Origin of the sequence: Sporosarcina sp. E16_3, assembly GCF_017347125.1 — a bacterium.
Taxonomy (GTDB): domain Bacteria; phylum Bacillota; class Bacilli; order Bacillales_A; family Planococcaceae; genus Sporosarcina.
In genome coordinates, this window is sequence record NZ_JADPRX010000030.1 from 1 (window position 1) to 13,109 (window position 13,109).

Annotated in this window: 14 protein-coding genes; all 14 read left to right on the forward strand. The window is 42.3% G+C overall.

Annotation, left to right across the window (positions count from 1 at the left end):
• Positions 1 to 288: 288 nt before the first annotated feature.
• The 14 genes from trmFO to I2483_RS19700 all read left to right on the forward strand — a co-directional run bounded on the left by trmFO (position 289) and on the right by I2483_RS19700 (position 13,087).
• Positions 289 to 1,599 carry an FADH(2)-oxidizing methylenetetrahydrofolate--tRNA-(uracil(54)-C(5))-methyltransferase TrmFO gene (gene trmFO, locus I2483_RS15240; protein ID WP_207277968.1) on the forward strand — a complete coding sequence of 437 codons (1,311 nt, stop codon included), beginning with the start codon at positions 289 to 291 and terminating at the stop codon, positions 1,597 to 1,599.
• A 419-nt stretch (positions 1,600 to 2,018) separates the two neighbouring features.
• Positions 2,019 to 2,918 (forward strand): tyrosine recombinase XerC, encoded by a 900-nt coding sequence (gene xerC, locus I2483_RS15245; RefSeq protein ID WP_207277969.1) that lies wholly within the window; start codon positions 2,019 to 2,021, stop codon positions 2,916 to 2,918.
• A 9-nt stretch (positions 2,919 to 2,927) separates the two neighbouring features.
• A complete protein-coding gene (gene hslV, locus I2483_RS15250; protein ID WP_156476072.1) occupies positions 2,928 to 3,473 on the forward strand; it encodes an ATP-dependent protease subunit HslV in 546 nt (181 codons plus the stop codon).
• On the forward strand, positions 3,473 to 4,870 hold the full coding sequence (gene hslU / locus I2483_RS15255; RefSeq protein WP_346267736.1) for an ATP-dependent protease ATPase subunit HslU: 1,398 nt from the start codon (positions 3,473 to 3,475) through the stop codon (positions 4,868 to 4,870). The genes hslV and hslU overlap by 1 nt, the downstream gene beginning before the upstream one ends.
• Before the next feature lie 87 nt (positions 4,871 to 4,957).
• A complete protein-coding gene (gene codY / locus I2483_RS15260) occupies positions 4,958 to 5,734 on the forward strand; it encodes a GTP-sensing pleiotropic transcriptional regulator CodY (RefSeq protein ID WP_186671250.1) in 777 nt (258 codons plus the stop codon).
• A gap of 327 nt (positions 5,735 to 6,061) precedes the next feature.
• Entirely contained in the window at positions 6,062 to 6,454 is a 393-nt protein-coding gene (flgB, locus tag I2483_RS15265; protein ID WP_186671249.1) for a flagellar basal body rod protein FlgB, read from the forward strand.
• Positions 6,455 to 6,456: 2 nt separating this feature from the next.
• Positions 6,457 to 6,918, forward strand: a complete 462-nt coding sequence (gene flgC, locus I2483_RS15270; protein WP_207277971.1) for a flagellar basal body rod protein FlgC — start codon at positions 6,457 to 6,459, stop codon at positions 6,916 to 6,918.
• Between the two features lie 24 nt (positions 6,919 to 6,942).
• Positions 6,943 to 7,257 carry a flagellar hook-basal body complex protein FliE gene (gene fliE, locus I2483_RS15275; protein ID WP_207277972.1) on the forward strand — a complete coding sequence of 105 codons (315 nt, stop codon included), beginning with the start codon at positions 6,943 to 6,945 and terminating at the stop codon, positions 7,255 to 7,257.
• A gap of 59 nt (positions 7,258 to 7,316) precedes the next feature.
• Positions 7,317 to 8,906, forward strand: a complete 1,590-nt coding sequence (gene fliF, locus I2483_RS15280; RefSeq protein WP_207277973.1) for a flagellar basal-body MS-ring/collar protein FliF — start codon at positions 7,317 to 7,319, stop codon at positions 8,904 to 8,906.
• 14 nt (positions 8,907 to 8,920) lie between these two features.
• Positions 8,921 to 9,934: a flagellar motor switch protein FliG gene (fliG, locus tag I2483_RS15285; protein WP_207277974.1), complete on the forward strand. Its 1,014-nt coding sequence runs from the start codon at positions 8,921 to 8,923 to the stop codon at positions 9,932 to 9,934.
• Entirely contained in the window at positions 9,918 to 10,697 is a 780-nt protein-coding gene (gene fliH, locus I2483_RS15290; protein ID WP_481886353.1) for a flagellar assembly protein FliH, read from the forward strand. The genes fliG and fliH overlap by 17 nt, the downstream gene beginning before the upstream one ends.
• Positions 10,698 to 10,699: 2 nt before the next feature.
• Positions 10,700 to 12,031: a flagellar protein export ATPase FliI gene (fliI, locus tag I2483_RS15295; protein ID WP_207277976.1), complete on the forward strand. Its 1,332-nt coding sequence runs from the start codon at positions 10,700 to 10,702 to the stop codon at positions 12,029 to 12,031.
• Positions 12,028 to 12,477: a flagellar export protein FliJ gene (fliJ, locus tag I2483_RS15300; RefSeq protein ID WP_207277977.1), complete on the forward strand. Its 450-nt coding sequence runs from the start codon at positions 12,028 to 12,030 to the stop codon at positions 12,475 to 12,477. The genes fliI and fliJ overlap by 4 nt, the downstream gene beginning before the upstream one ends.
• A 7-nt stretch (positions 12,478 to 12,484) precedes the next feature.
• Complete coding sequence (locus I2483_RS19700; RefSeq protein ID WP_207277978.1) at positions 12,485 to 13,087, forward strand: magnesium transporter MgtE N-terminal domain-containing protein; 603 nt, start codon at positions 12,485 to 12,487, stop codon at positions 13,085 to 13,087.
• Positions 13,088 to 13,109 lie beyond the last annotated feature (22 nt).

Below are 13,109 nucleotides of genomic sequence, written 5' to 3' on the forward strand. Positions count from 1 at the left end.
TCCAGCGACGTGGCGGTTTTTGCCACATAGCTGGACTGCTTATGACCCAAGCATCTGGCGCCCGGAGCTGGACAACCAAGAAAAGCGGAAGGCGCCGCTACAAATGAACAAAGCCTAAGTTCGCCACATTATGTGGCAACGGCTTTGTGACCCACATCCTGTGGGCCCGCGACAGGCATAAGACGATCCAGCGACGTGGCGGTTTTTGCCACATAGCTGGACTGCTTATGACCCAAGCATCTGGCGCCAGGAGCTAGACAAAAAGAACACTAGAGAGAAGGTGACGGGATGACACCCATCGTAAATGTGATAGGCGCAGGCCTCGCAGGGAGTGAGGCTGCATGGCAAATTGCTAGCCGTGGAGTGAATGTACGCTTATATGAAATGCGGCCGGTAAAACAGACGCCTGCGCACCATACAGACAAATTTGCAGAGCTCGTGTGCAGTAACTCGTTGCGCGCGAACAATTTGACGAATGCAGTTGGTATTATTAAAGAAGAAATGAGAATGCTCGACTCTCTCATTATACGAGCAGCTGATGCTTGCGCGGTTCCCGCTGGAGGGGCGTTGGCGGTCGACCGCCATGAGTTCGCTGGTCATGTTACCGACACGATTCGAAACCATCCGCTTATCGAAATTATTAATGAAGAAGTGACGGAACTGCCAGAAGGCATTACGATTATCGCTACTGGTCCGTTGACATCACCGGCACTTGCTGAACAAATTCGTAAACTGACAGGCGAGGAATATCTATATTTCTATGACGCTGCAGCACCAATTATTGAAAAAGATTCAATCGATATGGACAAAGTCTATTTAAAATCCCGTTATGATAAGGGCGAAGCAGCCTATTTAAACTGTCCAATGGATGAGGAAGAATTCGAACGTTTCTATAATGCGCTTGTGGCGGCAGAAATTGTACCGCTTAAGGAGTTCGAAAAAGAAATCTACTTCGAAGGATGTATGCCGGTGGAAGTGGTTGCCCAGCGCGGTGCGCAGACGTTGTTATTCGGCGCACTTAAACCAGTTGGACTTGAACATCCGGTAACAGGCAAACTTGCAAAAGCGGTCATTCAGCTTCGTCAAGATGATGCAGCCGGAACCTTGTATAACATCGTAGGATTCCAAACGCATATGAAATGGGGTGCGCAAAAGGAAGTTATTAGCCTTATCCCAGGTCTTGAAAACGTTGAAATCGTTCGCTATGGTGTAATGCATCGCAACACATTTATTAACTCACCACGTGTACTCGATGCGACTTACCAGTTAAAGGCGAACTCTAATGTGTTTTTCGCGGGACAGATGACGGGCGTTGAAGGATATGTCGAATCGGCAGGTTCAGGCCTTATTGCCGGCATTAACGCTGCCAATCTAGCACTTGGTAAAGAGTTAGTCCTTTTCCCACACGAAACGGCACTTGGCAGCATGGCGAGATATGTTACCGAGGCAAATCCAACAAACTTCCAGCCGATGAATATCAACTTTGGTCTTTTTCCGGAACTTGGTAAACGCGTTAGAACTAAATTAGAACGTGCCGAGAAGCATGCAGAACGTGCGCTTAAAGCGATTAGTGAGTTCCAATTAGTATCATTATCTTGAATAGTTTGTTTTTTAAAGGAGAAGGCTAGAGAAAGTATTCCTAGCCTTCTTCTTTTTATTGTCCAGGAAATTAGTAAGTTTCGTACTGTGAATAAGTTGAAAATAAGGTAATAGACGCCTAAGTTCTAGTCCCTTAAGGCGGCGAATACTTGCGCTTTTGTCCTGGATATGAACAAATTGTGTCGGTAACAAGAACAATTTGAAAGAGGTCAGACTTCTTGGTAATAGATAGTTGCCGTACGATCAACAAGTATTGTATAGTGAATCGTGGATGACTTTTGAATTTCTGGATTAGTCGCTATCTTTCGGCTATTAGTCAACTCGCTTTGCTATGGCGTTTCGTAAATAATGTGTTATTATTCAAATGACTCAAAATACTTTAATAACTTAAAGGCTTTTTATTCAGGGGGGTGAAGTGTATGACAGTACAACCTTCTATCATCCGTGATGAATACATTTCGTACGTACGCTTAGAAAAGAACTATTCATTTTACACAGTGTCAGAGTATGAAAAAGATGTTGATGCATTTCTGTCATTTCTGGAAGTTGAAGGCATTACGGATTTGAACGATGTGACTTATCCTGAAGCAAGACTTTATGCTACTGAACTGTATGACTTGGGTTTATCGAGAGCATCGATTTCTAGAAAAATATCTTCTATCCGTTCCTTTTTTAAATTTTCGAATGACAGGTATGGCATTAGTGATAGCGCATTTCGTTCTCTCCATCACCCGAAGAAGGAAGAACGACTTCCGGCTTTTTTTTATGAAGAGGAAATGGAGTCTTTATTTTCATCCTGTGAAGGGGAAGATAGCAAGTCTTTGCGTGATTATGCACTCCTTGAATTACTCTACGCAACCGGCATGCGGGTCAGCGAGCTGACAGCTGTCAAAATGCACGATATCGATGATCACCTCGGCATTGTTTTGGTTATGGGAAAAGGACGTAAGGAACGATATGTACCATTCGGGAGTTTTGCGCAATCTGCACTGGATGCTTATCGTGAGAACAGCAGATTGAATTTGATGAAACAGAAAGAGCATGACATGCTGTTCGTCAATTTACGGGGGGACCCACTGACTGACCGCGGTGTGCGCCATATTCTTAGCATGATGATGGAACGCGCATCACTTCACTCGAAAATCTATCCACATATGATTCGCCATTCTTTTGCGACCCACCTTTTGGCAGGGGGCGCCGACATGAGAACCGTTCAGGAACTACTTGGACATAGTCACTTATCTTCAACGCAAGTGTATACACATATAACAAAAGAGCATTTACGGAAAACATATATGAATACGCACCCGCGAGCATAGGAGGATGATCTGATGGAATTCCATGCAACGACAATCTTTGCCATTCGCCATGAAGGGTCTTGTGCCATGTCAGGTGATGGGCAAGTGACGGTAGGAAACGCAGTCGTCATGAAACATACGGCAAAAAAAGTCCGCCGAATTTTTGGTGGTAAAGTACTGGCAGGTTTTGCGGGATCGGTAGCGGACGCTTTCACGCTATTCGAATTGTTTGAAGCCAAACTGACAGAGTACAATGGGAACCTTCAAAGGGCTTCTGTTGAACTTGCGAAAGAATGGCGTGGTGACCGGATTCTACGGAAACTTGAGGCGATGTTACTTGTTATGGATAATGAGCGTTTGTTACTCGTGTCTGGAACAGGTGAAGTGATTGAACCGGATGATGGTGTTTTGGCAATCGGTTCAGGCGGCCATTACGCACTTGCCGCTGGCCGGGCTTTGAAAAAGTATAGCGGACATTCGCTCACTGCTGCAGAAATAGCCCAAGCGGCACTAGAGACCGCCGCAGAAATATGCGTTTTCACAAATGATCATATTATTGTGGAGGTACTCGAATGATAAAAAGACAAGAGCTGACACCCAAGGAATTGACTGCACATCTTGACAGATATATTATCGGTCAAGACAAAGCCAAGCGTGCAGTGGCTGTAGCCATTCGTAACAGGTACAGAAGAAGTCTGCTTTCTGATGACGAGAAAAGTGAAATCATACCGAAAAACATACTTATGATTGGCCCTACAGGTGTTGGGAAGACTGAAATCGCAAGAAGAATCGCTAAGCTGGTAAATGCTCCATTCCTAAAAGTGGAAGCGACGAAGTTTACTGAAGTAGGCTATGTAGGCCGTGATGTCGAGTCGATGATAAGAGACTTAACAGAAGCTGGTGTTCGAATTGTTCGGGAAGAGCAGCGTGAAGCTGTGAAAGAGAATGCGGTTATTCTTGCAGAAGAGCGGCTAATCGAATTACTTGTTCCCGAAAAAAAGAAAACGGGCGGTATGCAAAACCCGTTCGAAATGCTGTTTGGCCAAAAAGCAGAGCAGGAAGAGCCTGATTATGCAGAAGTAGCCGAAGTGAAGCGTAAACGCTCTGAGATTGCGACGAGCCTAAAAGCTGGAGAACTTGAAGAACAAATGGTCACTGTAGAAGTTTCCGCACAGCAGCCATCCATGTTTGACGCATTACAAGGGTCGGGTATGGAACAGATGGGTGCGAATATGCAAGATGCTCTTTCTTCCCTTATGCCGAAAAAGACAGTCAAACGGAAGATGAAAGTGAAGGATGCCCGAATCGCACTTGAAGCGGAAGAGGCCGACAAACTGATTGATCATGATGAAATCTCGAGACGTGCAATCGAGCTTACAGAGCAGTCAGGTATCATCTTCATTGATGAAATGGACAAAATTGCAAGTCGGGGTGGAAGTGGTTCGTCAGCCGATGTTTCACGAGAAGGCGTTCAACGGGACATTTTACCAATCGTTGAAGGCTCGACTGTTTCGACAAAGTACGGTACAGTAAAGACCGATTTCATATTGTTTATTGCGGCAGGGGCGTTTCACATGTCAAAACCCTCCGATATTATTCCGGAACTGCAAGGACGCTTTCCAATTCGGGTTGAACTTGAAAAGCTGACAAAGAATGATTTTGAACGTATTTTAAAAGAGCCTGATTTTTCTCTTATCCGTCAATACGAAAAATTGCTCAATACAGAAAATGTTGTTTTGGATTTTACTAATGAAGCAATCAGCCGACTTGCTGAAATTGCATTTGAAGTGAATGATGATACGGAGAATATTGGTGCAAGACGTCTACATACCATCTTGGAGAAACTACTCGAAGAACTATCGTATGAAGCGGCTGATATCGGACCGGCAACAATAAAAATAACGCCCGCGTATGTCGATGAAAAGTTGAAAGATATCGCAAAAAATAAAGATTTGTCGCAATTTATACTTTAATCGAAACGTTTTAGTTTATTTAATGATTAAAAACCTTTAGAATATTCTTTAAACGCTTAGCAACTATTATGAGGAGGAAGAAAACAAATGAATTTATTATCAAAAACACGTGAAATTAACGCAATGCTACAAGAATCGGCAGGTAAACCAGTAAACTTTAAGGAAATGGCTGAGAAGCTTAGTTCTGTTATCGACTGTAATGCATTCATCGTAAGCAGAAAAGGAAAATTACTTGGTTTAGAAATACACCACCAAATCGAAAACGAACGCATGAAGCAAATGTTCGTTGATCGTAAATTCCCTGAGGAATATACACATCGTTTGTTTGAAGTAAGAGAAACATCTTCGAATCTGGATGTATACAGTTCACACACAGTCTTCCCAATTGAAAATCGTGAACTCTTCAAAGACGGCTTAACAACAATTGTTCCAATCGTTGGCGGCGGTGAACGCCTAGGTACACTAATCTTGGCTAGACTTAAAGAAGATTTCCAGGATGATGATTTGATCCTAGCGGAATATGGAGCGACTGTTGTGGGAATGGAAATTTTACGCGAGAAATCAGAGAAAATTGAAATCGAAGCACGTAGTAAAGCAGTTGTTCAAATGGCTATCAATTCACTTTCATATAGTGAACACGAAGCGATTGAGCACATTTTCCATGAGCTTGATGGCAATGAAGGTCTACTAGTAGCATCTAAAATTGCAGACCGTGTAGGTATTACACGTTCAGTAATCGTAAATGCACTTCGTAAACTAGAAAGTGCTGGCGTCATCGAATCTCGTTCCCTAGGAATGAAAGGGACATATATCAAGGTCCTTAATAATAAATTCCTTGAAGAACTTGAAAAACAAAAATCATAAGTATGTTATAGATGAAAAAACACTTCTTCCGAATTTGGAAGAAGTGTTTTTTATATTAAATTAAAATGGAATAAAAGGAGTTAACTGTCATCTAGTGGGTATATATAGAAGGAACGGCTAAATGGTGGTTTTGGAACTAATAATTTATTTTATATAAACAAGCTACTCTGAAACAGGTTGTTTTTGGCTAATAGATAGTACTCGACATGTATAGACAAGCATCAACAAAATCCGCTACAATAGAAGTATGTATTAAGAGTACTAGATTAGTACTGCGAAGTGAATACTATTTTGATTCACCAATAGAGGGAACATGAGGTGCAGGCAATGAATTTATTTGGATCAATGATAACGCAATTGGAGCGCGGATTGGATTATTCTGCAACAAAAGGGAAAACGATTTCGCAGAATATAGCAAATATCGATACACCAAATTATAAAGCGAAAAATGTCAGTTTTAAAGAAGTGTTTGCAAATGTGCAAGGGAATTCGTTAGAAACTTATAAAACAGATGAGCGGCATATGAATTTTAAATCTAACGGAACGAGCCCTGGTGTTTTCAATTATTCCAATCTTCGTTATCGACAAGATGGAAATGGTGTGGATATGGATAAGGAACAGGCTGATCTTGCGGCCAACCAAATTTACTATAACGCAGTTGTGGACCGTATTAATGGAAAGTTCAATACGTTACAAAATGTTATTAAAGGAGGTCGTTGACGTTGACGATATTCCATAGCTTAAATACGTCTGCATCAGCATTGACTGCGCAACGCATGCGGATGGATGTTATATCATCCAATATGGCGAACATCGATACAACGCGCGGGAAAATGGTTGATGGTGAATGGCAACCTTATCGCCGTAAATCGGTTACATTCCTGCCGCGAGAAGGGCAATTCTCATCGATGTTAAATGCATCGATGGGCAAACAAATAAAAGGGTCAGCAGGATATGGCGTTACGGTTTCTAGGATTAAAGAAGATACCGAAACGCCATTTAAGCTTGTCTTTGATCCGTCTCATCCCGATGCAAATAACGAAGGGTATGTGTCAATGCCAAATGTCGATCCGCTACGGGAAATGATTGACCTCATGTCCGCTACACGTTCTTATGAAGCAAATGTAACTGTGATTAATGCTAATAAATCAATGCTTATGAAAGCACTTGAAATCGGCAAATAATGATACTGGAAGGATGTTACTCGAATGGCCATACAATCTATTTTTAATCCTGCGCAATCAGCAGGGCTACTTAAGATGGACAATCAAATGAAACCAGCGTCAACGCCCTATGAGGCGCAACAAAGTTTCGGAACCTTTTTAAAAGATGCAATTCAAGAGGTCAACAATAAACAATCAGATTCAGATATGATGACAGAAAAACTAGTGCGTGGCGGAGATGTCGAGCTTCATGATGTCATGATTACAGCCCAAAAAGCGACGATCACGTTAAATGCAACGATGGAAGTAAGGAATAAAGTAATAGAAGCGTACCAAGAAGTCATCCGGATGCCTGTTTGAATGTACGTAGCATTTGTGTTATCCATATTTGAATTACGTAAGCTGACCGGGGGATTACAATGAATGATAGATTGACGAAAATCAGAGCGGATCTTCAGACGTTTTGGTCAAGTCGTACAAAAAAACAAAAAACTACTTATTTGGTATCTATTGTAGCTGTTATTTTAATCGCCGCTAGCTTGACGTTTTTTCTGTCAAAGACGGAATATGTGCCACTCTATTCGGAGGTATCTCGGGCAGAAATCGGACGTATTAAAGAACAGTTAGATGCTCAAGGGGTGAAAAATAAGGTTGCGCCGGGTGGAACATCGATACTGGTGCCACGGGACAATGTAGATTCCTTGCTTGTGTCACTTGCAGCAGAGGGGTTTCCGAATTCAGGAATGATTGATTACTCATTCTTTGCAGAAAATGCGGGATTTGGAACGACAGATAACGAGTTCAATATGATTAAACTGGCTTCGATGCAAACTGAACTTGCGAACCTAATTAAAGGAATCGAAGGTGTGAAAGATGCAAAAGTGATGGTCACATTGCCGACGGAGAGTGTTTTCTTAAATGAGACTACGCAACAGGCAAGTGCATCAATTATGTTGAAAACAGATGCGGGACACCAATTCACTGATCCGCAGATTACAGCACTGTATAATCTAATATCAAAAAGTATACCGAATTTAGCTACCGATGATATTGTCATCATGAACCAGTACTCTGAGTATTTTGATTTGAAAGCAACCAATAATACATATGGACCTAGCATTGCGGACCAAATGACGCTAAAAAAGACAGTAGAGCGTGATTTGCAACGTCAAGTACAGATGATGCTAGGAACAATGATGGGGCAAGATAAAATTGTTGTATCAGTCACAACAGATATTGATTTTCAACTTGAAAACAGGGAAGAAAATTTAGTGTTGCCTGTTGACGAGGAAAGTATGGAAGGAATTGCACTTAGTGTGCAACGACTTACCGAGTCGTTTACAGGAAACGGACCAGTCGCTGGAGGGACTCCCGCAGGAGAAGACCCTACAGATAATGGAACCGGCTATGTGGAAGGGTCATTTTCAAACGGCGATTATGAAAAAATCGAAGAAACGGTTAATAATGAAGTGAATCGCATTCGTAAAGAAATTGTTGAAAGCCCATATAAGATTCGTGATATCGGAATCCAGGTAATGGTTGAACCACCAACAGCAGATGACCCAACATCGATGCCACCAGGGATGCAAGATGATGTCCAACGTATACTGGAGACAATCATTCGCACATCCATTGACAAAGAGGCTGCCGGAGCGTTGACTATGGAGGAATTAAATGACAAAATAGCCGTTTCAGTACAACCTTTTAATGGTAAAGTAGACGACTTCGCTACACCAAAGTCCGCAATCCCATGGTGGATTTACGCGATTGGTGGGGTAGTCATTCTTATTATCGGTATTGTTGTGTTTATGTTCATCAGGAATCGACGAAAAGCGGAAGAGCTAGAAGAACTAATAATGGAAGAACAACTTGCAACATTTGATGTGGAAGACATTAATAATGAATTTGAAACAGAAGGAACTATTCGCAGGAAACAACTCGAGAAGATGGCGAAAGAGAAACCGGAAGAGTTTGCCAAACTATTGCGTTCATGGATAGCCGAGGAATGACGGAGGGATGAACTGTGGTTAAGAAAGAAAAAGGGATGACAGGAAAACAAAAAGCAGCACTTCTGCTCATTTCTCTCGGTCCGGAAGTATCAGCATCCATTTATAAGCATTTGAATGAGGACGAAATTGAACGTCTAACGCTTGAAATTTCAGGTGTGAAAAAAGTTGAGGCATCCGTGAAAGAAGAAATTATCGAAGAATTTCATAACATCGCACTTGCTCAGGATTATATCTCGCAAGGCGGTATAGGCTATGCAAAAACGATACTTGAAAAAGCGCTTGGTAAAGATCATGCGCAAGCAATTATCAATCGCTTGACCTCATCTTTACAAGTCCGACCTTTCGATTTTGCTAGACGTGCCGATCCATCACAAATTATGAATTTCATTCAAAACGAACATCCGCAAACCATTGCACTGATCTTGTCATACTTAGAGGCAGAACAGGCTGGAATGATTTTATCGGCATTGCCACAGGAAATGCAGGCAGATATCGCGAAACGAATTGCAACGATGGACTCGACTTCACCAGAGGTTATAAGTGAAATCGAAGCGGTACTTGAGCGGAAACTATCTTCAACTGTAACGCAGGATCACACGGAAACGGGTGGCATCGATGCAGTCGTCGAAGTGCTTAATGGAGTTGACAGAACAACAGAGAAAACGATTCTTGATGCACTTGAAATTCAAGATCCGGAACTCGCAGAAGAAATTAGGAAACGCATGTTTGTCTTCGAAGATATTGTTACATTGGACAACCGTTCAATTCAACGTATTATCCGCGACTGTGAAAATGAAGATCTAATCCTTTCACTGAAAGTGTCTAGTGAAGAAGTGAAAGAAGTCTTGTTCAGGAACATGTCCCAACGGATGGCAGAATCGTTCCAAGAAGAGATGGAAGTCATGGGACCCGTACGATTGAAAGATGTCGAAGAGGCTCAATCTCGTATTGTAAGCACAATTCGTAGATTGGAAGAATCAGGTGAAATCATAATCGCTCGTGGTGGAGGAGATGACATCATTGTCTAATGTATTTCGTTCATTCAATACGCTATTGGAGGAGGGAAAAACGAAAGAAATCTCCATTCGCAGTCTTTCGGTTTCACAGGAAGTCGACACGGAAGTGAATTTGTCATTAGATACCATACTAGTTGAACGGGACCGCTTGTTGAAAGAGGCCAACACGATAATTGAACAGGAAAAAGAGGCAATCGAACGGCTAAGACAAACGGCTACCGAAGATATCCTAGCAATGCAAGCGGCCTGGCAGAACGAAAAAACGGCACTTCAGCAACAAGCATATGACGAAGGGTTTCAAGTAGGTTACGAAGAGGGACATAACAAGTCATTAGCCGATATGGCGGCTTCTGTTCGTACTGCAAATGACACAACAGCGTTATCTTCGGAAAACGCAAGTCAATATCTTGTAAGCCAGGAGCGCATCATTCTCGATCTTGCTATGCTTTCCGCGGAACGGATTATTGGACAAACACTTCTAGACGATGAAGAAATTTATTTGTCGGTTGTCAAAAGAGCCTTAAAAGAGACGCGTGAAATGAAAGAAATTAAATTGTATGTGTCGCTCGATTATTACGAACTCGTTTCTAATAGTCGTTCTGAACTTGCATCAATTTTCCCGCCGAATGTACCATTCCTGATATTTGCAAATGATGATTTCGAATCAACGGAGTGTTATATCGAAACTAATCATGGGCGAATTGTAGTCAGCATAGACGAGCAGTTGAATGAATTAAGGGAGAAACTCATCGGTATCATGGAAAGTGGTGACTGACGATGAAAAAAGCAGCGGACTTGATTGGGGTCATTCCTAATGTAAAGACTTTCAAAAAAATGGGGCGCGTTGTCCGAGTTGTAGGGTTGATGATTGAGTCACAAGGACCTGAAAGTTCAATCGGGGATGTCTGTCATATCCATTTAAATAATACAGGTAACAAAGATTCGATTATTAAGGCAGAAGTTGTCGGATTCAAGGAAGAAATCGTCATTCTGATGCCCTATACGAATATCCGTGATATATCCAGCGGGTGCCTTGTTGAAAGTTTGGGCAAACCGCTTGAAATTAAAGTAGGGATGAATTTAGTAGGGAAAGTGCTAGATTCAATGGGGAACCCAATCGATAACAGCATTCTTCCAAGAGGATTAACTACTGTTAGGACTGAGCAAGATCCTCCTAATGCCCTCACGCGTCCGCCAATCAACGAAAAACTTGCGGTGGGTGTCAAGGCCATTGATGGCATGTTGACAGTTGGTAAAGGTCAACGGGTAGGGATTTTTGCGGGGTCTGGTGTAGGGAAAAGTACATTGCTTGGGATGATTGCCCGCAATACGACAGCCGATTTGAATATCATTGCGCTGATTGGTGAACGTGGCCGTGAAGTCCGTGAATTCATTGAACGTGATCTTGGACCTGAAGGGATGAGCAGGTCGATTGTTGTTGCTACAACATCGGACCAGCCGGCACTCATGCGTATTAAAGGGGCCTTTACAGCAACAGCAATCGCTGAGTATTACAGAGACAAAGGTATGAATGTCATGCTTATGATGGACTCAGTCACACGGGTAGCAATGGCACAGCGGGAAATAGGCCTAGCAGTCGGGGAACCACCTGCTACGCGCGGTTATACGCCTTCAGTCTTTGCTATCTTGCCAAAATTGCTAGAACGTACAGGTACCAATGAGCACGGCTCAATTACAGCGTTCTATACAGTGCTTGTGGATGGCGATGATATGAATGAACCAATTGCTGATGCGGTCCGGGGAATCTTGGACGGTCACATCGTACTAGACCGGACACTGGCGAACAAAGGACAATATCCAGCAATCAACGTTCTGAAAAGTGTTAGCCGGCTTATGAACCACATTGCAGATCCAGTGCATGTCAAAGCAGCCGAAAGATTACGCGAACTTTATTACACCTACAATAAATCCGAAGACCTTATTAACATCGGAGCTTATAAACGTGGGACATCAAAAGAAATTGATCAAGCAATTGAATTCGAACCACTTATTACAAATTTTTTAAAACAAGGTTTCAAAGATAACATTTCAATCGAAGATAGTATAGCTGAGCTTGTATCGCTTGGTGTTGGAGGCGGGAACGTATGAAGCCTTATAATTACCGCTTTGAAAAAGTGCTGACTTTCCGCGAACAAGAAAAAACGGAGACTGAAGTGGAATTTAAAGGTTCGGTTGAGGCATTCGAAACGGTGGCAACTAAACTGTATGAACTACTGAAAAAGAAAGAAGACACGCTCAGCGAGCAGCAGGTCAAGATGGCGGTCGGTTTTTCGGTCAATGAAATTCATTATTATTCGCGTTTCATTGGCAGCTTAGAGAAAAGAATTGCAGAAGTGCAGCAGCAGGTCATGCAAGCGCGCTCGAAAATGAATTGGTACGAGAATAAGCTTTTGGAGAAAACGCTTGAAGTTCGAAAGTTTGAAAAGATGAAAGAAAAAGATCGTGAACATTATCGCACTGAAATGGAACAGCTAGAAGCGATTCAGCTCGATGAATTGTCGACGTTGAAGTTCCGAAGAAGAGAAAATAGGTGATAATTTGGTGAAAAAGACTAAACAAACAGAACAAGTAGCTAGCGTAGAACCGGGGGGGAAAAGCAACACCTTCCAAAAACTGTTGCTTTGGGTGCTGATTCCGCTGTTATTCACAATGGCGCTCGTGCTAATAATTGCAAAGTTCGCAGATGTCAACGTATTCGACAAGACAAAAGAGTTGACTGGTAATTTGCCATTCGCCACTGAAAAGAAAGAAGAAGATCCTATTATGGGTGATCTCGTTCTCGAAGAGCGGCTCGTGACGATGCAGGCGGAAATTCAAGAGAAAGAAGCCCAACTGTTCAAGGTCCAACAAGATCTTGATAAATCAGCTACTGAAAATGAAAAATTGCTGATTGAACAAGAAAAGCTCCTTGATGAGATTGCAGTGCTGATGCGCGATAAAGATGACTCAAAACAAAACTTCACTGAAATCGTAAAGACGTTTGAGCAAATGTCCGCAAAATCATCAGCACCTGTCATTACCAAAATGAGCGATGCAGAAGCAATACGGATTTTGACAAGCTTGAAACCTGCTACTCTTGCTTCGATTCTTGAAAAAATGACACCTGAAGATGCAGCAAAATATATGACGATGATGACCAAGTAATTGGGACTTTACATAGCTACTT